Origin of the sequence: Salinibacterium sp. G-O1 (assembly GCF_030063305.1) — a bacterium.
GTDB lineage: Bacteria > Actinomycetota > Actinomycetes > Actinomycetales > Microbacteriaceae > Rhodoglobus.
Map to the genome: position 1 here is coordinate 1148637 of NZ_JASISV010000001.1, position 22921 is coordinate 1171557.

Genomic DNA, 22921 nt, shown 5'->3' on the forward strand with positions numbered 1-22921 from the left:
TCATGCTGAGAAAATGGCTCTCGGCACATACTTCCTCCGTTGTCAGCCTGACAAGTGGTGTGGTGATCGCGGCGCTCATCGCCACCGTCGCCATCGTGTCAACCGGATACTCAGCGCAGCGACTCGATCTCGGCGACGGTTCCGTCTGGGTAGCGAACAGCCAGCAGCAAGCGATCGGTCGGGCTAATCCGGAGGTGCTCGAGCTCAACACGGTGGTGTCAACGACGGGTAACGACGTAGACGTGCTGCAGCGCGGCGAGACTGTGTTTCTCTTCGACCGCTCAGAGATCAAGATCGACATCGTCGACCCCGCGACTTCCCAGGTAACGGACAGCGTGCCGTTGCCTCCAGACCAGCCCGAGGTTTTCCTCGCGGGCGACAATGTCGTGATATTCGCCGAGGGCACGGGCGAGTTATGGGTAGTTTCGGTAGAGAACTTCACCACATTTGATGCTGAGTCGGAGTCGACCCTGAGCCTCGGCAAGGGCGCGGCGGTGAGCGTCGATCCTGACGGCCTCCTTTTCGCATACTCGCCGGTGACGTCGCTGGTGTACAGGGTGGACGCCGCAGGGTCCGCAGCCGTGGAGTCGAGCGAGCGCGTCGATCTGGCGGTTGCCGATGCTGCAGTGAGCATCACATCGGTCAGTGGACATTGGGCGATCCTGGATCTCGACGCCGACCAGCTCTACATGGCTGAGCGAACCGTCGATCTCGCGGGACTGGTAGCAACGTCGAGTTCGGTGAGCGTGCAGTGGGCGAGCTCTGGCGGCGACAGGATCCTCGTCGGATATTCGGGAGGGCTGATCAGCGTTCCGCTGAGCGGCGCTGCGGCAGTAAACCTTGCCGACGGGCAATCCGGCATCGCCGCGAGACCACTCGCGCTCGATGGATGCGAATTCGCGTCATGGACGAATGGCAACAGCTGGCGACGCTGTCTGGACGACGGTGGCTCCGACTCGATTATTGCGCTGGCATCCGTGACTGCCAATGCCCAGCTCTCGTTTGTGACCAACGGCGACAGTGCCGTGCTCAACGATCGGAGAACCGGTCGCACCTGGGCTGTGCAGCGTGCCGGTGAGCTGATCAACAACTGGGACGACCTCATCACCACCGATGAGCAACAACCGCAGGAGCAGCAAAACGACGACTCAGTGCCACCCGAGGTCGAGAAAGTTCAGGAACCTCCCGTCGCGATTGATGATGAGTTCGGCGCTCGCCCGGGTCGCGCTACTGTGCTGCCGGTGTTGCTCAATGACTATGACCCGAACGGTGACGTACTCGTGGTGAGCGACCTCGCCCCCATCGATGAATCCATCGGAAGGATCGACCTCATCAACGAGCGGCAGCAAATCCAGCTGACGCTTACGGACGGCGCTACCGGACAAGTTTCGTTCTCGTACACCATCACCGACGGCCGAGGCGGGAGCGCGTCAGCCATGGTGGTCGTGGCGGTGCGCAGTCCCGGCGAGAATTCGCCGCCAGCGCAGGTGCGGTCGACAAAGACCAGTGTCGTATCGTCCGGGCGCGTGACAACGCAGGTGCTCGCAGACTGGGTCGACCCCGACGGCGACGCGTTCTATCTGACTGATGCGACGGTGGCGGCTCCCGCTGCCGTGACCTACAAGCCAAATGGCACCGTCATCTATTCGGATGCCGGATCGGGCGCAGAGCTCGCGATCGTGACGCTCGTGGTGTCTGACGGAGCCGCAGAAGGCACGGGCACGCTGTCAGTAGCGGTAAAGCCGAACGGGGACGTTCCCATCGTCGCTGACCCGTTTGTGGTGCTTGTGTCCGCAGGACAGGAAACGACGATCGCGCCGCTCGACCACGTACACGGCGGCTCTGGCATCCTGCGACTCAACAGCGTGCCGGCCAAACCCGACGCCACGCTCACGCCCAGCTACGAAACCGGAACCTTCCGTTTCACGAGCAGTCAGGTGCGCAGCCACTACCTCGAATATGTGGTGACCGACGGCACGCTGACCGTGACCGGCATCGTGCGCGTCGATGTCGTGTCACCTCCCGACCCCAGTACCAAACCCATCACCGTTCCGAAAACCGTTTTCGTCAGGACACTGCGAAACGAGCGAATCGATGTGGCTGGCACAGACGTAGACCCTGCTGGCGGCGTGCTGCTCGTCACGGGCCTGATGAACATCGCGAGCAACTCCGGAGTGCGGGCCGAGATCCTCGATCAGCGGGTCGTCAGGGTCAGCCTCGACAAACCACTCGACAACGGACCGGTGTCGTTCAATTACCGCATCAGCAATGGTCTCGCCGAAGCCGAAGGCGTCATTACCGTCATCGAAATACCGGCGTTGACGCGCATCCAGCCGCCGATCGCCAACGATGACTCCATCACGGTGCGAGTGGGGGAGGCAATCGATATTCCGGTGCTTGCCAACGATGAGCATCCCGATGGTCTGACGCTCACCCTCCAGCCTGTGCTCGACCAGGCGCTGCCGGAAGGCTCCGGCCTGCTGTTCGCTTCAGACAGAGTGCTGCGCTACCTCGCTCCGAACAAGACAGGCAACTTCTCCGCGGCGTACCGCGTTACCGGGCCTGATGGCCAGGCGGCCACCGGACTCGTGCGAATCTCAGTGCGCGAGCCAGACACCGCAACGAATAACGCTCCCGTGCCGACCACCGTCACCGCACGGGTGCTCGCGGGCGAGACGGTTCGGGTACGAATTCCCCTCAGTGGCATCGATCCGGATGGCGACTCCGTGCAGCTGATCGGACAGTCCACCAACCCGGAAAAGGGCTCAGTGTCCAGCGTCGAAGATGACACGTTCGTCTACGAGGCTGGCACATACTCCGCCGGCACCGATTCGTTCACATACACAGTGATCGATTCGCTGGGAGCGAGAGCAACCGGTCTCGTGCGCATCGGAATCAGTCCTCGGCTTGAGGGTGCGCGTAACCCCGTCGCCATCGTCGATGAGGTCACGGTGAGACCCGGCGTGACGGTGTCGGTGCAGGCCCTGGTCAACGACTCCGACCCTGACGGCAGTCCCCTGAAAATCACGAGCGCTATTCCCAACGACGACGTGACGACCGCGGTGATCGCCGGCACGGATGTCGTTGACATCACGCCTCCGATCGCGCCGGGCAACTACGGCGTGATCTACACAATCGAGAACGACAAGGGTGGCACCAGCCAGAACTTCATCAGGGTCACTGTGGATCCGAACGCGCCGCTGTCGTATCCGATCGCAGCCGACAGCGTGCTGACCCTTTCCGACGTGCTCAATCGCCCAAAGGTGACCGTCGATGTTCTTGCCAATGTGTTCTTCGCCGATGGCGAGTCCCGATCGCTCGGTCTTTCCGTCTACCCTGGCTACTCCGCCAACGCCACGGTCACCTCAAGCAAGCGCATCGAGGTCACCATCGCCAACAAGAGTCAGATCATTCCGTTCAAACTGACTCATCCCGACGACTCCACGGTGTTCAGTTACGCGTTCATCCGGGTGCCCGGACTTGATGACACGCTGCCTCAACTTGACCGTCGGGCGCCAGCACTCAAGGTGAACAGCGAATCAGAACTCATCATCGACATCAACGACTATGTAATCGCCGTCGGGGGTAAGACTGTCCGGCTCACCGACTCCAGCACGGTTCGGGCGACACATTCGAACGGTCGGAGCCTCGTGGCCGACCAGTACACGCTGCGGTTCACCTCAGCGGACAGGTATTTTGGCCCGGCCTCCATTTCATTCGAAGTGACGGATGGCACGACGGCCAGCGATCCGAACGGGCGGACATCGATACTTGTGCTGCCCATCACCGTGGAACCCAGGGCGAATCAGGCGCCGGCGTTTGGTGGAGCGGTCATCGACTTCGAGCCGGGCCAGGAGAGAGATATCGATCTCCTCAAGCTGACGAACTACCCGTACCCCGATGACATCGACGAACTCGTTTACTCGATTCTCGCTCCGCAACCCGAGGGATTCCGGGCAACGCTGACGGGCACGATTCTCACGCTCCAGGCGGGCGCCAACGTTCGTAAGGGTGCTGTCAGTTCGATTTCTCTCGGCGTGCGAGATGGCATTAACCAGGGCGACTCGGGGCGCATCCAGCTCACCATCGTTCCGTCCACGCGCCCGCTGCTTATTCCGGCTGCAGATTCGGCGATAGCTCGTCGCGGTAGCACAACGTCAGTGGATGTGCTCCTCAACGATGCCGCGACCAACCCGTTCCCTGGCTCGCCGCTCCGCGTCATCAACATCAGGGGGCTCGACGGTGGTTCGCTTCCGGCTGGCGTTGTCATCAGCCCGAACGCAGACAACACCAAGCTGACGGTGACCGTCGCCCAGAGCGCCCTTCCGGGTGATGTGAATCTCCAATATCAGGTGGCCGACTCAACAAACGACCCTGACCGCTACGTCTGGGGTTCCATCGCCGTGTCGGTGCAGGACAGGCCGGATCCGGTCGCGAACATCGCGCCAACGGGTTTCGCCGACAAGTCCATCACCTTGCGCTGGAATGCCGGGGCATCCAACAACTCACCCACCACGTCGTACCGGGTTACCGCGAGCCAGGGGTCGACTGTCGTGAGCACGACGGAGTGCAGCGGCACGACCTGCGCGATTCCAACCCTCGGAAACGGCCCCACGAATGGTGTGACGGTGTCGGTGGTGGCCACGAACGCGATCGGAGACTCTGATGCCGCGGCTCTCGCCGGAACTGTCTGGTCTGACCTCATTCCACCCGCCCCAACCCTGTTCAGTTCGGTGGCTCTCGATCACGGCCTGAATATCTCGTGGAACGCTGTGGCGTCCCCGGCCGGAGGTTCACCGGTTGACAGGTACCAGTTGACGGTGGGCGCATACACGGGGGACTTCGCGCCATCCGCCATCTGCAGCGGCGGCACCTGCACCGTCAATACCCTCGCGGCGGGATGGACTCTCGACAACGGCGTCGCGGTGACCTACACCGTGAGCCCACGTAACGCCGCGCTGACGGCGCTCTCGGTGTGGAATACGAGCGAACCGCGATCAGACGTTCCCGCAGGGCCACCTATCGCCGTGGCCACGCCGCTCGCGACGGTCACGGGCGACGCTAGTGTGCGGTTGGACTGGCCGGGAGTCTTCGCTGAAAACGGCCGATCGATTTCCAGTTTCCGGGCCGCCGCCTACACGGGAGCGGCTCCGACCTGCGCCCCGGACGGAACTGTGTCGACCAATGGCGCGGTTGTGATCAACGCGGGAACAGCGACATCCGCCCAATTCAGTGGGCTGCAGGCCAACGCGACATACACCCTGCTGGTTTTCGCTTTCAACGGTCAGGGCTGCACGGCCAGTTCGTCAGTGATCGCCCACACCGCTCCCGGCATCGTCACATCGGTAAACACGGGCACGGGACCCGTGCCCAACGGCGACGTGTTCGACTATCGGCTGCTGGGTGGATCAAGCGGAGCCGAGCAACTCACGAGCGACTATTCGATCATTTACAGACTCATCGGGTCTGGCGTTCCCGCCACCGAGTACGGGCCGGTTGCGCTGGGGTCCTTCCTGGTCGCTGGCACCCAGCATTACGGTCACAACGTCGCCGTCCAGGTGCGCGCCTGCCGGACTTGGGACTCTGTGCCGCTGTGCCAATCGAACTGGTCAGCGTCGTTCAACCTCGGCACGCCCGTCGACCCACGGGTGACCGGACAGTTGACGTTCGTGTCAGATGACGTTCTGGTGTCGAATTCGGGAACCTTCCAGTGGGATGGCTTGCCCGTGGGATACAGCCTCGTCGCGTACGCCTGTGGCGCGCCGCCCACCGAGTTCACGCCAGCGGGAACAGAAACTACCTGCCATGCTGACGCGGGCCTGCTGCAGGTTCCGCAACTCACCATTCGCGTTACCGCCAATGGCACCACATACACGAAGACTTACGACGGGCCGGATTATGACTGACATAGGTCGGCCCAGCCCGAGCAGAACCCACCCGAATCCAAGCAGGGGAGTACCAGCATGACCATGACACAGGAGCAGGCCACGTGGTTCTCCGATATCTTCAGCCGGCTGGTCGCCAACGTTGATCAGGTTCTCCTCGGCAAGACATTTGTCATTCGACTCGGTTTCACGGCGCTCCTCAGTGATGGCCACCTCCTGCTGGAGGACTTCCCCGGCACGGGAAAGACATCATTCGCGCGCGCCATGGCACAGAGCGTCGCAGGATCGAGCAGCCGCATCCAGTTCACCCCCGACCTCCTTCCCGGTGACATCACCGGCGTGAGCATTTACAACCAGGCCGTCGCTGACTTTGAGTTTCACCGTGGCCCGATCTTCGCGAACATCGTGCTCGCGGATGAGATCAACCGCGCGAGCCCGAAGACCCAGTCGGCGCTTCTGGAGGTAATGGAGGAGGGTAACGTCACGGTTGACGGGGTCACTCATCCGGTCGGCGCGCCCTTCATGGTCATCGCGACCCAGAACCCCATCGAACAGGCCGGAACGTATCGGCTTCCGGAGGCTCAGCTCGACCGCTTCATCATGAAGGCGTCAATCGGTTACCCCGACCACGCATCGACTCTCCGCATCCTTGAGGGTGCAGGGGTCAAGGCCCACGAAACCACGGTTCCACCGATAGTCACCGCAGACGTCGTCGCGGAGATGTCACACCTTGCGCGTACCGTTCACGTCGATCCCACCATCAATGACTACGTGGGCCGACTGGTTGAGTCGACCCGCACCTCGCCGGAGGTGCGGCTGGGGGCCAGCGTGCGCGGCGCGCTGGCACTCGTCCGCACGGCGAAGACCCTCGCGGCTGCCAGCGGCAGGCACTACGTGATTCCGGATGATGTGAAGGCGCTCGCCGAGCCCGTGCTGGCGCACAGGCTCGTGATTGATCCAGAGGCCGAGTTTGATGGAGTGACGGCGTCAAGCATCATGAGCCAGATCCTCATGGAAACCCCGCCGCCCAGTGAGCGGCAATCCGTGTAATGGCAGATCGCGCCACGGAAGGCAATGGGGCATCGCCGCCCCGCACATCGAGGAAGCAAGGTCCGTCGACCGCCTCGACAGCACCGGCGCGTTTCGATTCTCATTTCACCACGGGCACGAGCGGCCTCACCAACGCGCGCACGCGAATCGTGGGAGAACGAACAGGATTTTTAGCGGACACCGTCATTGCGGGCGTCCTGTTGGGGCGCGCTGTCGGTGGATTCCTTCGCCGCATCTTCGCGAGGGTAGCGGCCGTCGTCACTGCGCTCGGCTGGTCCATGCTCATTGTGGTGCCGCTCGCGCTCGTTACCGGCTATGTGATCGGCTGGATCGAACTGGTCGTTGTGGGATTCGCCGGTGTTGCGCTGGTGGCGATAGCCGTTATTTACCTCGTTGGCCGAAGCTCCATCCAGATCGGGCTGAATATTCCACACCACAGGGTTGTGGCTGGCGACCCCGCGTCTGGTGAGGTCATCATCTCCAACATGAGCCGCAGGCGCACGCTGGGTGTCACCATCGAAATTCCCGTGGGGATGGGCCTCGCCGAAGTCGCTCTGCCGAGTCTTCGTAAGGGCGCCAGCTTCACTCACAACTTTGGCATCCCCACTGCTCGGCGCGGTGTCATTCCCGTCGGGCCTGTTCGAACAGTGCGAGCGGACCCGATCGGACTCGTGCGCCGCGAGCTGGTGTGGACCGACGTGCAGGAGCTTTTCGTTCACCCACGCACCGTCGGAATCCCGAGCATGAGCACTGGATTCATCCGGGATCTTGAGGGCAACCCGACCCGCGATCTTTCCAACAATGATGTCTCCTTCCACGCGCTGCGGGAGTACATGCCCGGCGACGAGCGCCGCAACATCCACTGGAAATCAACTGCGAGAACCGGCACGTACATGGTGCGTCAGTTCGAGGAAACTCGTCGCAGCCACCTGATGATTGCACTCAGTCTCGCCAGCGCGGATTACGCCACCGATGACGAGTTCGAACTCGCGGTGAGCGTGACCGGATCACTCGGAGTCAGGGCCATCAGGGATACCCGTACCGTCACGGTCGTCGCGAGCGAGGACACACCGCAGTTCGCGAAACGCAAGGTCTTCGCGGTCCGGCTGCTCTCGACCCTGACCCGCACCAGACTGCTCGACGATCTCGCCGTGGTGGAACATACTGAATCCGCGCTCACCATGGTCGATGTCGCCCGTGTAGCGGGGGAGCAAGCGAGCGGCGTGTCAGTCGCGTTCCTGGTGTGCGGCTCGCGCGTTACGCGCCAGCAGTTGCGTGCGGCATCCACAAAATTTGGCATGGGTGTTGAGGTCGTCGCGGTGGTGTGCGACCCCGAGAGCGCGCCGGGGCTTCGCCGGATCGCGGGACTGAGCGTGCTCACCATCGGCTACCTGGATGACCTCAAGCAGTCCCTCGCGCGGGCGGCAGCAGCATGAGCCGGCGCAGGAAGGTCTCTCGCGGGTTCGTGCGAGCCACACCTCTTTTCGTTGTCGTCAACGTCGCGATGTTCTGGTTGGCCACCTCGATTGCGGCGACAGCACTGTGGCCGATCTACCGCAGCGTGGCGCTGCTCGTCCTCGTGGGTGTGGCCCTCGCCGTTGGCACAATAATCGCCGTTTTGGGCGCATATTTCCGCTGGCCGTCGCCCGTGGTGATGTTGTCGACCGTGGTGGCATTCCTTCTCATCGGAGTGCCCCTGGCGGTGCCAGCCAAGGCGCAATACGGAGTGTTGCCGACGCTCGGCGGGCTGCTCGATTTGGTGACCGGAGTCGCTCTGGGCTGGAAACAGCTCCTCACCATTACGTTGCCGGTCGGCGAATATCAGGCGCTGCTGGTTCCCGCCCTCGTGCTGATTCTGGTGGCGACAGTCATCGGTGTGAGCGTGTCACTGAGGTCGCAGAGGGGAGAGGTCGCCGTGCTCCTTCCCGTGCTGGTGTTCCTGGTGGCCACCGCCTTCGGCCCCAAGTTTCCCGACCGTCCCCTTGTGACCCCGATCGCTTTGTTGGCCGTTGTGCTGCTCTGGCTTGTGTGGTTCCGCTGGTACCGACGACGTGTTGCCATCCGGTCGCTTCTCACCCAGCCGAAGAGTTCTGGCACATCCGGTCGGGCTCCTGATTCAGGATTCGCAGGATGGCGCACAGCGATCAGCGCGGCCGTCATCATCGCCGTCGCCTCAGCCGCAGCCGTGGGCGCTGCCACAGTGGTGCCTCCGTCTGCAGACCGCACTGTGTTGCGAACCGCCATCGTGCAGCCGTTTGATCCTCGCGACTATGTGAGCCCCCTTTCCGGTTTCCGCAGTTACTGGCAACCAGCGCTCAGCAACACCACCCTGTTCGAGGTATCCGGTCTTTCGGAGGGCAGCCGCATCAGGCTTGCCACCCTCGACACCTACAACGGCGTCGTGTATTCGGTGGGCAGCGACCGAGTCGCGAGCCAGTCCGGCTCGTTCACCCGGGTTCCCTCCCAATTCGATCAGTCAGCAGTCGAGGGAACCGAGGAAACGCTCGAAATCAATATCGATGCGTATTCGGGCGTGTGGATGCCCACTGTCGGCAAATTCGAGTCCGTCGAATTCGCTGGTTCCGGATCCGACGACCTTCGCGACGGTTTCTATTACAACAACGTTTCGGGGACTGCCGCGGTCGTGGGAGGTCTGTCCAGCGGTGACGCGTACTCCTTGAAGGCGATCATTCCCGTGCAGCCGACCGAGAGCCAGCTGGCGTCGCTCGACCCCGGTCCGGCTTCAGTGCCACGGGCCCGGGACGTGCCGGAGGAGCTCACCGCCATCCTCGAGGAGTACACAACGGGGATCTCCGGGGCGGGCGACAGATTGCTTGCTGCCATCGCGGGGTTGCAGTCCGACGGTTACATCAGCCATGGGGTCGACGCAGAAGAGCCGACGAGCCGATCGGGTCATGCCTCCGATCGCATCGCTCAACTTTTTACCGATCCCAGGATGATCGGTGATTCCGAGCAGTATGCCGTGGCGGCGGCCTTGATGGCCAGCGATATCGGTTTTCCGTCCAGGGTGGTTCTGGGATTCGTGCCGCAGGGTCAGCGAGTAACCGGTGCGGACGTTTCTGCCTGGATCGAGATCAACACTGTGCAGTTTGGCTGGGTGACGATAGATCCGAATCCGCCGATACGGGACATCCCTGAGGAGATTCCGGAAGAACGGTCGCAGATCGCGAGGCCACAGACCATCGTGCCGCCACCCGTGGTTGAGTCCGAAAGCATTGACAAGCAGGTGACTCCAGATTCGCAGCAGGATCGCGCACCCGACGTGAACCTCGTGCTGCAGGCAGTGCTTGCGGTATTGCGTGTACTCGGTTGGGTGGCCCTCGCAGCATCCATTGTGCTGGCCCCCTTCATCGTCATTGTCGCGGCGAAGGTACGACGGCGACGGTTGCGTCGACGCGCGCGCACCCCCATCCAGCGCATCAGTGGCGGCTGGCAGGAATTTGAAAACGCCGTCATTGACCATGGTCTGACGCCGGCACCCTCCTCAACGCGAAGTGAATTTGCATCGGTGGCCGGAGGAGTGCAGTCTGAAGTGCTCGCCGCAATTGCGGACCGGGCGAACTTCGCTCCGGATGATGCGTCGCGGTTGGACGCCGACAACGTTTGGCACGCGGTCGACGAACTGCGGGCCTCGCTCGATGACGGCCTGTCCCGGTGGCAGCGGCTGAAGGCCAAAATCTCCCTTCGTTCACTTGGTGGATATAGTGTCAAGAAGTTTTTCAACCGATAGAAAGTGCGTACCGTGACCTGCTTATTTTGCGGTACCGATCTTCCCGCCGGTGCCATGTTCTGTGGAGAATGCGGACGTTCCACGGGCGCGAGGCCGGCGCACCCCCGTGCGGAGCCGGCAGCCAAAGCCCCCGACGTCGAGCGCGACCATGGTGACGAGCCAGACGCTGTAGCCGACGCCGGGTCCCCGGAAATCATCATCTCGCGACTGCAGGAACCGCAGCAGGAGACTCGTCGCGAGCCCGCACCTGCGCCCGAAGCGGAGCCGCACCCAGAGCCGGAACCCGGCGAAACCGAAGATGACGATCCGGGTTCGGAGGCAGCGTCAGAGGCCCATGTGGAGCCAGAGGCTGAGGCGGATCCACACGAGGACTCAGAGTTTGATGCGCAGCCCGACGCAGAGCCTGAGACGGAATCCGCGCCCGAGTCTGAGGCCGAGGTAGATTCCGAGCCCGAGCCCGAGCCCGAGCCCGAGCCCGAGCCTGAGCAGGAGCCCGAGCCCGAGCCGGAGCCCGAGCAGGAGCCGGAGCCTGAGCCGGAGCCCGAGCCCGAGCCGGAGCCCGAGCAGGAGCCGGAGCCTGAGCAAGCGCCTGAGCCTGAGCAGACGCCTGAGCCTGCGGCGGAGCCTGACCCTGAGCCTGAGGCGGAGCAGGAGTCTGAACAAGCGACCGAGCCCGAGCGGACGCCTGAGCCTGAATCCGAGGCAGATCGCGACGTGGAAGTTGACCTCGAACCCGAGCCCGCTGACGGCCTGGGAGCCACCGATCTCTGTGCCCAGTGTGGCCAGCGGTTCGAGGACTCTGACATTTTCTGCCCGGAATGCGGCTTCGTGCGCCCTCGCCGCGAACCCGCCCCCCGACCTCACGACACTGTGGCGTATGACCCGTTCCCCTGGGGTCTTCCTCGCTCAACCGAGACCGTTCCAGCCCATCCTCATGTGCCGAAGGTGGAACCCCAGCCCGAATCGGATGCAGGGTCTGAGGCCGCTTCGGTCAGCTCGTGGGCGAATTCGCAGCCCGTGGCCCCGAGAGCGCCCAGCCGCCACGCAGTTCCCGTGAACGATGGTGATGACGGCGACGTCGAGGAGACGCGAATCGTGGGCCGCACCTCTCGTGGTGATCGCTTCGTGCTCCAGTTCAGCACGGGCGAAAGCGTGACGGTCTTCGGGACCGGCATGGTCGGCAGACACCCTCTGGCAGAACCCGGCGAATACTTCGATACGTTCGTGACGATCGTCGACCCGGGGAAGTCGGTCTCGAAGACCCATCTGGAGTTTGGCCAGGAGGGCGGCAGCTTCTGGGTGAGCGACAGGTTCTCGGGAAATGGGACCGTCGTGCGCGAACCGGACGCCCAGCCGAAACGATGCGAACCGGGGAAGCGATACCGGATCGTGCGTGGCACCCGCGTCGAGATCGGCGAGCAGTTCTTCATCGTCAGCTGAGCCGATATCGACTAAAGGCCGGCCAGCACCTTCGCGATCGGACGCACCACGCGTCGGGACTGAGGATCATCGGATGCCGTGAGCCGGCGGACGAGCGCGCCGACTTCCGGCCGCAGACCCGGGCGCTTCAGCGCGATCGCGCGCAGGGCCATCGTTTGCGCCGAGCCGACCAGGGGTCGTCGATCACCGGCATTCGCGTCGATCAGGGCGAGGGCGTCAGTGAAGAGCTTGTCATCGGCGGATGCGTCGTGAAGCGCGAGACCCCATAGCAGGGCGAAGCCGGCCCGTTTCGTGAACTCGAGATCGCTGCTCGCCCACGGCTCGATCATCGACCAGGCGTGGGGCGTTTTATCGAACAGAGTGAAGCACACGGTGTCGACGAGGGCCCAGTTGTCGAAGTCTGAACACCACTGATCCATCTGGTCGACGCCGACACAGCGCGGGTCATCAATGTGCGCGGCAATCGTGCGGGCCTCGTATAAACCGCACTCCCACAGCGCAACGGCGAGTTCATGGTCAGGCGCGAGGGGCTTGGCGATCGCCTTCATTCTTGCCATGCTCATCCCGATCGCGCGGTCGGTATGGATGCCGTACCGCCGACCTAGTTCGGCCCGAATCGTCGCGTCGCTTTCGGCGTGAAGCTGTCGAACCACTGCGGCCGCACGCTCCTCCACGTCTACCCCCTCCCGTGATACCCACAGGGTAGCCCTAACCTCTCCGCAGGCTGCCCCGACGGGGAGGGAAGTCCACGACTGCCGGCGCAGACGACACGCGCGGTCTCGCTCATGATTGTCTTCCGGTGTGAGCACTCCGGACACCCCACGCATCGCTGTACCGCGCCCACCGGCTCCGACGCCGCCGTTCCGACTCCCGGTCGTCGCCAGCCTCGCGCCGCTGGTGGCTGCCGTTGCGCTGTGGCTCATGACCGGTTCGCCGTTCGCGCTGCTCTTTGCCGTTCTCGGTCCGATCACCGCGGTCGCGAGCTTCGCAGATTCGAGGATCGGCGCACGCCGGTCGACCACGCGAGAGCTCGCGAGGTTTGTACACGACGCGGCCGGAGTTCGTCGCGCGATCGGGGCCGCGCACGATGCTGAACGATCAGACCTCGCTGAGGCGGGGCCGTGTGCCGAGGTGATAGCGTCTCGCCACGGCGCGGACCCCTATCGCTGGTCGGCGTCGGCGACGTCGCCGATCCTGACCAGGATCGGGGTCGGCACAGTTCCCAGCAGCCTGCGCCTTGACGCTTCTGTTCGCACAGCGTCCACCCTGGTCGACTCCGACCTTGACGAGATCGAACGCAGCGCCGCGGTGATCACTGACGCTCCGGTGCTGGTCGACGCGCGACTCGGGATCGGGGTGTGTGGGTCACCGCCGCTGGCTGCCGCCGTCACGAGGGCAATCATCGTCCAGCTTGCCTGGGTGTTGTCTCCCGCCGATCATTGGGTTGCGGCGGCGCGCGCGGAGTCGTTGTGGACGGATGCCCTGCCACATCACCCTCGACGCGAGGCGCGAGCGGGCTACTCCGCGGAGTTTGGCATCAACGGCGATGACCGCGCTATCGCGGTTATCGCGCTCGCGCGAACTCAAAGCGAGCTTCCCGGCGAATGCCGCATCGTCGTCAGGGTCGGGCACGACACCGTGACCGAGATCGTGCAACACCCTGATCGCGCACAGCGGCGGCCGCTCACCCCGGGGATGCTGTCCCGCGAATCCGCGATGTCGTGGGCGGCTCGGGCCACTGTCGAGGCCGCGCGAGACGGGCTGATCTCCCCGCGCACCGACCTGCCTGCACTCGTCTCACTCACGTCTTTGCTGCCGGCGGCTGGGCACCTCGAGAGCTCCGCGACCCTGGCCGCCAGGTTCGCGGCGGATGCCGAGGGCCCCGTCACCATCGATTTGGTGTCGCACGGCCCGCACGCCGTCGTCGGTGGCACCACGGGAAGCGGCAAGAGCGAACTTCTCATCTCCTGGGTGCTCGCGCTCGCGGCGCGGCACTCACCCGCGCAGGTCAACTTTCTGCTTATGGATTTCAAGGGCGGGTCCGCCTTCGATTCGCTGGCGGCGCTGCCACATTCCGTGGGCATCATTACCGATCTGGATGCCGCTGCCGCAGCACGCGCACTCTCGAGCCTGCGGGCCGAACTGAAGTACCGCGAGCGCAAGCTCGCCGAGGCGGGGGTCCGCGACATCCGGGACTTGCCGCTCGCCGGGTTGCCAGGCATGGCCAGGCTGGTCATCGTGGCCGACGAGTTTGCGGCGATGCTCGCCGACCATCCCGATCTGCACCCCTTATTCGCCGACATTGCGGCGAGGGGACGGTCCCTGGGCGTGCACCTCATCCTGTGTACGCAGCGGCCGGCCGGGATCGTTCGAGACGGGGTGCTTGCTAATGCTGACCTGCGCATCTCCCTGCGAGTGAACAATGGCGCAGACAGTGCGGCGGTGGTGGGATCGAGCGTCGCAGCCGAACTCCCGCACCACGCGGTTGGTCGAGGGGTGATCGCGATCGCCGGCGGTGCAGCTCGGTGCGTGCAGTTCGCGATAGCTGAACCCAGCGTTATCGCAGCAATTGCGCACAGCTGGTCTGGCGCTGAGACACCGCGACGACCATGGTGCGATCCATTGCCGACGGTGTTGAGGCTGCGGGAAGTCGCGGATGCCGGCGCGAGCCGAGGCGAGAAGCGGGTGTCGTTCGGACTCATCGATGTGCCGCACGAGCAACGCCGCGCCATCGCGCAGTGGGATCCCCACAGCGACGGACACGTTCTGGTGCTGGGCGCTGCACGAAGCGGCACGTCCACCGCGCTGCGCGCTGTGGCGCGCGGTGGATTGCTCGTACCAACCGACGTGCCGGGGGCGTGGGATGCGATCGCCGGACTCGAATCGGCTGCAGACCTGGTCGTCGCTATCGACGACCTCGACTCACTGCTTGCTCGATTTCCACCGGACTACCGGGATATTTTCCTCGAGCGGCTGTCGCGGCTGTTGAGGGATGGACCTGCCCGGGGCATCGCCCTCGTACTTGTTGCGCAGCGACTGACAGCTGATCTGAACTCATTGGCGCCCATCATCCCGGCGCGCCTGATGCTGAGGCACGCAAATAGATCGGAGTTCGTGCTCGCTGGGGGCGATGGCGCCATGTTCGATGGGGCACTTCCACAGGGAGGGGGAACCTGGCGTGGGGCACGTGTGCAGGTGGTGTGCGATCCCGACCCGCTTCGTGAGTATTCAGCGTCGGCTCCCGCGCCGCCGTCGCGGCTGAGGCCGTGGGCGATCGTCACCTCGCGCGCATCGAGAGTCGGAACCCAGCTCGCTTCGTGCGGCCTCGATGTGCTCGAACTGTCGATGCTCCCGGCGGGGGAGTGGGAGTCGATGCTGCAGGGCGGGCAGGCCGTCGTCGGCGATGTCGAGCAGTGGCAGTCACGGTGGGGACTGCTGCCCGCCCTGCGGTCGAGTGCCGAGATCATGTTCGACCGGTGCACCATCGCGGACTACCGATCGCTGACTCGATCACGGGAGGTGCCACCGCCATTGATCGGGCTCACGGACGCGGTGTGGCTCGAGGGTGACGAGGGTGTGCTGAGAGCCACGCTGCCGTCCCCGCAGCAGCACCCACTTTCATGAGCTTTATCGTGATGGCGAACCGTTGCGTAAAGAAGAGATCGCCATGGATTCCGCACACAATTGTGCCTTTCGGTACTGATTTCGTGAAATTCTTGTTACGAAATAGCCGCTTTCGTCGATTAGGGGTGTGACTGACGTTTCTCTTGTGCAAGTATCGACCAACGCGCGAAGGAGCTGCCCTAATGTCATCGATGCCGAAATCGCTTCCCGAAGATCCGATCATCCGCCAGCTGGTTATGCAGGCCAGGAAGTCGCAGTTGAGCAGGCGCCACCTGCTTCAGGGGGCCGGAGTCGGCGCCACGGCGCTCGCCCTCGCAGCGTGCGCTCCCTCAGGAGGGAATGCACCGCAACCCGCCACCGACGTCTCTGATACCGATAAGTCGCTCACCTGGTCGAACTGGCCCGCGTACATCGACGAGGACGACAGCGGGGACTACCCGACGCTCATCAACTTCGAGAGCTCGACCGGAATCAAGGTCGACTACAAGATCGACATCGATGACAACAACACCTACTACGGCACCATCAAAGACCAGCTGGCCCTCGGACAGGACACGGGCGCCGACACGTTCTGCCTGACGGAATGGATGGTCGCCCGACTCATCCGGTTCAAGTACGTGCAGGAACTTGACGCGGCGAACATCCCCAACAAGAAGAACCTCACCCCTGCCCTGCTCAACCCCGACTTCGATCCAGGTCGAAAGATGTCTCTTCCGTGGCAGAACGGTTTCGCAGGAATCGCGTGGAACACCGAGCAGATCCCGGCCGGACTCGAGAGCGTTGACGACCTCTGGGACCCGAGCCTCAAGGGCAAGGTGACGGTGCTGAGCGAGATGCGCGACACGATGGGCATCCTCATGCTCAGCCAGGGCGTCGACATCGCCAGTGGCGACTGGGGAGCAGACGAGTACGCCAAAGCCATCGAGTTGCTCGAAAAGCAGGTCACATCTCGCCAGATCTCGGGCATCAAGGGCAACGAGTACATGCAGGACTTCGTGTCGGGCGACGCTACCGCTGCCATCGCGTGGTCTGGTGACATCACGGTACTGAACGCGGAGGCGGGCTTCGAGAAATGGAAGTTCGCTCTGCCCGACTCCGGAGGCACGCTGTGGGGCGACACCTTCGTCGTGCCCATGGGCTCGCCGCGCAAGAAAAACGCCGAGATCCTCATGAACTATTACTACGAGCCTGAGGTTGCCGCCGAGGTCGCTGCCTGGGTGAACTACATCACTCCCGTCGAGGGGGCGCAGGCTGTGGCAGCCGAGATGTTCCCGGAGGTCGCAGACAACCAGTTGATTTTCCCCAACGAAGAGACACTCAGCCAGGCACACATCTTCCGCACTCTTGACACCGCTGATGACCAGGCGTTCAATGCCGAGTTCCAGCGCGTCAAGCTGGGTGCGTGATGGCCCAAAGCGATTTCGCCGAGGCGGGTGCAGACCTCGAGCTCGTAGGGATCACCAAACGGTTCCCGGGATTTACTGCCATCGATGAGCTGGATCTGCTGATTCCGGCCGGTTCGTTTTTCGCGCTGCTCGGCCCCTCGGGGTGCGGCAAGACGACGACCCTGAGGTTGGTGGCAGGTCTGGAAGAACCCACATCGGGCCGCATCCTGATCGGGGGAAAGGATGTCACCGGCACCAAGTCCTTCAAACGCCCGGTCAACACGGTCTTCCAGAGCTATGCGCTGTTTCCCCACATGAGCGTGCTGGAAAACGTGGCCTTCGGTCTTCGTCGTCGCGGAATCAGCGACGCAGCGGGCAAAGCGCATGAGGCGTTGCGCCTGGTCGAACTCGACCACCTGGCTGCACGCAAACCGCAGCAGCTCTCGGGTGGCCAGCAGCAACGTGTTGCTCTGGCGCGAGCTGTGGTCAATCGCCCGGCGCTGCTGCTGCTGGACGAGCCGCTGGGAGCACTCGACCTCAAGCTCCGACGGCAGATGCAGCTTGAACTGAAGTCGATCCAAAGCGAAGTCGGGCTGACATTCCTGCACGTCACACACGACCAGGAAGAGGCCATGACCATGGCCGACACCGTTGCCGTGATGAACAAGGGCCGCATCGAGCAGATGGGAGCGCCAGAGGAGCTGTACGAATTGCCGAAAACGGCGTTCGTTGCGAACTTCCTCGGCCAGTCGAACCTCTTCACCGGAGACGTCACCTCGAGCGAGAAGGCCTCCATCATCGTCGACGTCGGGGGCGTGAAGATTGAGGTGCCCACTTCGCGGGCCCAGCGTCACACCGGCGAGGTCACCATCGGCGTCCGGCCCGAAAAGCTCATGCTGTACACCTCAGCACCCACGGCAACGCCCGGGGTCAATGTGCTCGGGCCCGGTCGGGTCACCGACGTCTCATTCAGCGGGGTGAGCACCCAATACCTGGTCGCCGTGCCAGGGCTCGGGGTCATCACCGTGTTCGCGCAAAACATGGAGTTCGGCCCGGTCGCCCACATCGGTGAAGAGATCTGGATGTCGTGGAAGGTGGAGCACGGCTTCGGCCTTGCCGACGAACCTGGCATAGTCCCGAGGTTCTCGGCGGACACGGATACCGCCACGATTGCGACGCAACGACGGCACCAACTGCTTGCGGAGATCGAGGAAGGCTAATGGCATTCGCAGCCATCGGGTCGAACTCGACCCAAACGGAACAGGTGCCACGGCGCAGGTCGAAAGTGGCGATCATCCTGCTGCTTCCCGGCCTTGCCTATCTCGCCCTGTTCTTCCTCACGCCGCTGGTGTCTCTCGTCATGACCTCGCTGCAGACCCCGGTCGAGTTCGGTGATGTCGGGCAGTATCAGGCGGCCTTCCAGATCGAGAACTACGCCATCGTGGTAGGCGCGTACTGGCCGCACTTCCTGCGCGCCTTCGGGTATGCACTGGCCGCGACATTCTTCGCGCTCGTCATCAGCTATCCACTGGCCTACTTCATCGGAGTGAAGGCGCGGCGCTGGCCGCTGCTGCAGGCGCTCATGCTGACACTGGTCATCGCGCCGTTCTTCATCTCGTTCCTGCTCCGGACGCTCGCCTGGAAACAATTGATGTCGGATGACTCGGGGCTGGTCTCTGCGCTGAAGACTCTCACGATCCTGCCGGCGGATGGGCATCTCACAGGTACGGCGTTTTCGGTGATCTTCGGACTGACCTACAACTTCCTTCCCTTCATGACTCTTCCCATTTACACGACCCTTGAGCGACTCGACACGCGTTATCTCGAGGCCGGAGCCGACCTGTACGCGAGCCCCTTTACGACTTTCTGGCGTGTGACGGTGCCGCTGTCGATGCCGGGAGTCGTGTCAGGCACCCTGCTGACCTTCATCCCGGCGTCGGGCGATTACATCAACGCCAGCGCCAGTTTTCTCGGATCCGCCCAGACGCAGATGGTCGGTAACGTCATCGAGTCGCAGTTCATCTCGCTGCTCAACTATCCGCAGGCCTCAGCGCTGTCCGTGCTGCTCATGGGATTGATCCTGCTCATTGTGGCGCTCTATGTGAAGCGCTCCGGAACGGAGGACCTGCTGTGAAACTGTCACTCGGCAAATGGCTCCTGCCGCTGTACAGCGCGCTTGCGCTGATCTTCATCATGATCCCGATCGCGTACACATTCGTGTTCTCATTCAACGCGTCGGTCAAATCCAACATCGTGTGGGTCGGGTTCACCCTCGACAACTGGATCAACGTCTGCCAGGCGCAGGGCGTCTGCGCGGCATTCGGCACGAGCCTCCTGGTCGGAGCGGTCGCGACGGTAATCGCGACGGTGCTGGGCACGGCGATGGCGATTGCGCTGGTGAGGTTCAAGTTCCGCGGGCGATCCACCGTCAGCCTGCTGTTGTTCCTGCCGATGGCAACCCCTGAGGTCGTCCTTGGCGCGGGGCTTGCTGCACAGTTCCTCAGTGCCGGAGTGCCGAAGGGCCTGGGCACCATTATCATCGCCCATGCACTGTTCTGCCTGAGCTTCGTGGTCGTGACCGTCAAAGCCCGAGTCGCGAGCCTCGACCCCGCCCTCGAGGAGGCTGGGCGTGATCTCTACGGGTCGTCGGCGCAGGTGTTCATGAAGATCACCCTGCCGCTGCTCATGCCGGGCATCATCGCGGCAGCCCTGCTGTCGTTTGCGCTCAGCTTCGACGATTTCATCATCACGCGCTTCAACAACGGTTCTGTCGAAACGTTCCCGGTCTTCGTATATACGGCTGCAGCCAAGGGGATGCCCCCCGAGGCCAACGTGATCGCCTCGGCGGTCTTCCTCTTCGCCCTCATCCTGGTGGTCGTCAGTCAGCTGACGTCCGCCGCACGACGCAAACGCCTCGCTCAGGTGTCCTAGCGCGCGGTGGCCGGCCCGTTGGCGTGAGCAACGCGTCGACCGCGCGAAGTAGCCCCACCGGGAGCCCGCCGCCGAGCACGGGCTCGGTGACGGCGGCCGTCACCGCGGCGGCGGCCGTGGCATCCACTGCCCCCACCGACGCCAGCAGTGACAGCCCGATGGCGACTGAGGCTCGCATGCTTCCGTCGATGACCTTCAGGGCGACCGACGTTCCGTTTGGCGCGAGCGCGACGAAGACGCCTTCGGCGCCGCTCTTGGCCACGACGCCCAGGCCATCGATGACCGTCGCGATCGCGGCGGAATCCAGAGCCCATCCGTGAGTCCTGATCGCGGCAACCAACCTTTCGCCGTCAGGGTCGGCAGGTAGCCTCGCCATCGATCGGGAAAGCCCGCGCAGGGTCACCGCGAAGACCGGAGTGCCACACCCATCTGTGCCACTGTGCTCGACCGGCTCGCCGGTGAACTCCTCCACCGTGGCCCTGATCGCCTGCTGCAGCGGATGCACGGGGTCCAGGTACGTCTCGATGGGCCAGCCGTTGTGCACGCAGGCGAGCAGAAACGCCGCATGCTTGCCGGAGCAGTTCATGGTGATGCGCCGCTTGCCGAAGGCGCTGTGCCTCGACGCGGCATCCTGAGGATAGTCAACGGGACACTGGAGTGACTCGTCGCTCAGCCCCGCGCGCTCGAGAATCTGCTCGACGATCCCAACGTGGCGCTGCGTGCCGATGTGACTCGCGGTGGCCAGTACGAGCTGTTCGCCCTCGAGGCTCACACCCGTTCTCAGCAGGGTGATGGCCTGCAGAAACTTCAACGTCGAGCGACCGTAGACCAGTGCCGCGCCGTCACCGAGTTCCCGCAGAATCGATCCATCAGACGCTGTGACAACGGCTGCGCCGAAGTGGCGGGACTCGATCATTCCAGATCGCTCTAGTACCGCGAGTTCGACGACCCCTTCAGCGCCGAGTGCGTCGGCCATCACAGGGACGCGAAGGCCTCGTCGATGACGCCGACTGCTTCGCGGAGCAGGTCGTCGCTGATCGCGAGGCTGGGCAGGAAGCGGATGACGTTTCCGTAGGTTCCTGCCGAGAGCAGGATGACGCCGTGCTGCGCCGCGAAGGCGGTCACAGCGGCAACGGCGGCAGGATTCGGGTCGAGCGAACCGTGCTGAACGACTTCGATCGCGATCATCGCGCCGATGCCTCGAACGTCGCCGATGATCGGGTACTTGAGGGCGAGCGCGTGCATCGCGGGCTTCAGAATCGACTCGATCCTGGCGGCCTCCGCCAACAGCCCTCTGCTCTCGATCTCAGCGAACACGGCTATCGCGGCGGCCGCGGCAACGGGGTTGCCGGCAAAGGTGCCACCGAGGCCACCCTTGTGTGGAGCATCCATGATCTCGGCGCGTCCGGTGACGGCCGCGATGGGAAGCCCGCCGGCGATGCCCTTGGCGGTGAGCACCATGTCTGGCTCGACGCCGAAGTGCTCGCTCGCGTAGTACCTTCCGGTGCGGGCCATCCCGCTCTGGATCTCGTCGGCGATGAACACAACTTCGTTGGCCGTGCACCACTCCTGCAGCGCCGCGAGGTATCCGTCCGCCGGCACGACGAAGCCACCCTCGCCCTGAATGGGCTCCGCCACCACGCAGGCAAGGTCGGAGGCGCCGATGGACTTCTCGAGGTAAGTGATGGTGCGGGCTGCGGCATCCGCCCCGCTGAGTCCGTCGCGGAAGGGGTAGGAGCCGGGCGCGTGGAACACGGATGGTGCGAACGGCCCGAAGCTGGTCTTGTATGGCATCGCCTTGAAGGTCATGGCCATGGTGAGGTTGGTGCGACCGTGGTACGCGTGGTCGAGGACCGCCACGCCCGCGCGACCAGTGTATGAGCGAGCGATCTTCACGCCGTTCTCAACGGCTTCAGCGCCAGAGTTGAGCAGCACGCTTTTCTTCGCAAAATCGCCGGGGGTGTGCTCGGCGAGGAGTTCCGCCACCCGCACGTACGACTCGTAAGGCGTGATCGTGAACATCGCGTGGGTCAGCTCGCGAAGCTGCTGGGATGCCGCGGCGACGACGGCCGCGTCGGTGTGCCCGATCGTCATCACGCCGATGCCTGCGCCAAGGTCGATGAACTGGTTTCCGTCAACATCCACCAGAATCGCCCCGTGTGCGCGTTCGGCGAAAACGGGCAGCGCTGACGCCACTCCGGATGCCACAACCGCCTCCCGGCGCTTCTGGAGAGCGATCGAATTCGGCCCAGGAATGGCCGTGACGATTTTGCGCTCCTGAGCGATAGCCAACGAAACGGTCGAGATGGTGTCAGTCATAATAAGTCGAGCCTAGAGGCACCACTAGCGCGAGGCTACGGAGGCGTTCCCGATGAATTTTGACCACCACTATGGCGTGCGTGTCGAGTGGACCGGCAACACCGGAGCCGGCACCACGGGCTATCGCGAATACAGCAGAGACAACCTGGTGTCGGCCGAGGGAAACCCGCGCATTGACGGCTCGGCAGACACACCTTTTCGTGGAACACCCGAGCGGTGGAATCCCGAACAATTGTTGCTGGCGTCGCTCAGTCAGTGCCACATGCTGAGCTACCTGCACGTCGCTGTGAAGCACGGCATCGTCGTCACCGGCTACGTGGATGACGCCCAGGGCATCATGCAGCAGGTGGGGGAGGGCGGCCATTTCACGTCTGTGACCCTTCGGCCGACTGTCGTAATTTCGACGGGTGATCCGGCCGTCGCGCAGGCGATCCATGCGGAAGCGAGTGCGCTGTGCTTCATCGCCAGTTCGGTAAACTTCCCCGTACGCCACGAGCCGACCATCCGCGTCGAGTCGTAGCGTTCACACTTCGTTC

At 63.6% G+C, this 22921-nt stretch carries 15 protein-coding genes; 11 read left to right on the forward strand and 4 right to left on the reverse strand.

Annotated elements, in window-relative coordinates; all coding sequences use genetic code 11:
- Positions 1-2 precede the first annotated feature (2 nt).
- The 4 genes from QMG83_RS05635 to QMG83_RS05650 all read left to right on the forward strand — a co-directional run bounded on the left by QMG83_RS05635 (position 3) and on the right by QMG83_RS05650 (position 10686).
- A complete protein-coding gene (locus QMG83_RS05635) occupies positions 3-5906 on the forward strand; it encodes an Ig-like domain-containing protein (protein ID WP_283504350.1) in 5904 nt (1967 codons plus the stop codon).
- A 57-nt stretch (positions 5907-5963) separates the two neighbouring features.
- The gene (locus QMG83_RS05640; RefSeq protein WP_283504351.1) at positions 5964-6935 is read left to right on the forward strand and encodes an AAA family ATPase; all 972 of its coding nucleotides are present in this window, start codon (positions 5964-5966) and stop codon (positions 6933-6935) included.
- 149 nt (positions 6936-7084) lie between these two features.
- Positions 7085-8371, forward strand: coding sequence for a DUF58 domain-containing protein (locus QMG83_RS05645; protein WP_283504352.1), 1287 nt, complete (start codon positions 7085-7087; stop codon positions 8369-8371).
- Positions 8368-10686: a transglutaminase family protein gene (locus tag QMG83_RS05650; RefSeq protein WP_283504353.1), complete on the forward strand. Its 2319-nt coding sequence runs from the start codon at positions 8368-8370 to the stop codon at positions 10684-10686. The genes QMG83_RS05645 and QMG83_RS05650 overlap by 4 nt, the downstream gene beginning before the upstream one ends.
- A gap of 372 nt (positions 10687-11058) precedes the next feature.
- Here the strand turns inward: QMG83_RS05650 and QMG83_RS05655 are convergent, their stop codons facing one another.
- Complete coding sequence (locus QMG83_RS05655) at positions 11059-11550, reverse strand: hypothetical protein (RefSeq protein ID WP_283504354.1); 492 nt, start codon at positions 11548-11550, stop codon at positions 11059-11061.
- A gap of 189 nt (positions 11551-11739) precedes the next feature.
- Here QMG83_RS05655 and QMG83_RS05660 point away from each other — a divergent pair, with 189 nt between their 5' ends.
- A complete protein-coding gene (locus tag QMG83_RS05660) occupies positions 11740-12126 on the forward strand; it encodes an FHA domain-containing protein (RefSeq protein WP_283504355.1) in 387 nt (128 codons plus the stop codon).
- An 11-nt stretch (positions 12127-12137) separates the two neighbouring features.
- Here the strand turns inward: QMG83_RS05660 and QMG83_RS05665 are convergent, their stop codons facing one another.
- Complete coding sequence (locus QMG83_RS05665; protein WP_283504356.1) at positions 12138-12800, reverse strand: DNA alkylation repair protein; 663 nt, start codon at positions 12798-12800, stop codon at positions 12138-12140.
- A 127-nt stretch (positions 12801-12927) separates the two neighbouring features.
- On the opposite strand from QMG83_RS05665, the gene QMG83_RS05670 reads away from it, so the two are divergent.
- The 5 genes from QMG83_RS05670 (at position 12928) to QMG83_RS05690 (ending at position 20066) form a co-directional block, all read left to right on the forward strand.
- On the forward strand, positions 12928-15750 hold the full coding sequence (locus QMG83_RS05670; RefSeq protein ID WP_283504357.1) for an FtsK/SpoIIIE domain-containing protein: 2823 nt from the start codon (positions 12928-12930) through the stop codon (positions 15748-15750).
- A gap of 182 nt (positions 15751-15932) precedes the next feature.
- Positions 15933-17156 (forward strand): ABC transporter substrate-binding protein, encoded by a 1224-nt coding sequence (locus tag QMG83_RS05675; protein WP_283504358.1) that lies wholly within the window; start codon positions 15933-15935, stop codon positions 17154-17156.
- Entirely contained in the window at positions 17156-18355 is a 1200-nt protein-coding gene (locus tag QMG83_RS05680; protein WP_283504359.1) for an ABC transporter ATP-binding protein, read from the forward strand. Before QMG83_RS05675 ends, QMG83_RS05680 begins: the two co-directional genes overlap by 1 nt.
- Entirely contained in the window at positions 18355-19269 is a 915-nt protein-coding gene (locus QMG83_RS05685) for an ABC transporter permease (protein ID WP_283504360.1), read from the forward strand. Before QMG83_RS05680 ends, QMG83_RS05685 begins: the two co-directional genes overlap by 1 nt.
- A complete protein-coding gene (locus QMG83_RS05690) occupies positions 19266-20066 on the forward strand; it encodes an ABC transporter permease (RefSeq protein WP_283504361.1) in 801 nt (266 codons plus the stop codon). Before QMG83_RS05685 ends, QMG83_RS05690 begins: the two co-directional genes overlap by 4 nt.
- Here the strand turns inward: QMG83_RS05690 and QMG83_RS05695 are convergent.
- Positions 20014-21042, reverse strand: coding sequence for an asparaginase (locus QMG83_RS05695; protein WP_283504362.1), 1029 nt, complete (start codon positions 21040-21042; stop codon positions 20014-20016). The two genes, QMG83_RS05690 and QMG83_RS05695, sit on opposite strands and share 53 nt — an antisense overlap.
- Entirely contained in the window at positions 21042-22385 is a 1344-nt protein-coding gene (gene gabT / locus QMG83_RS05700) for a 4-aminobutyrate--2-oxoglutarate transaminase (protein WP_283504363.1), read from the reverse strand. Before gabT ends, QMG83_RS05695 begins: the two co-directional genes overlap by 1 nt.
- 52 nt (positions 22386-22437) lie before the next feature.
- Here gabT and QMG83_RS05705 point away from each other — a divergent pair, with 52 nt between their 5' ends.
- A complete protein-coding gene (locus QMG83_RS05705) occupies positions 22438-22905 on the forward strand; it encodes an OsmC family protein (RefSeq protein WP_283504364.1) in 468 nt (155 codons plus the stop codon).
- Positions 22906-22921: the final 16 nt, after the last annotated feature.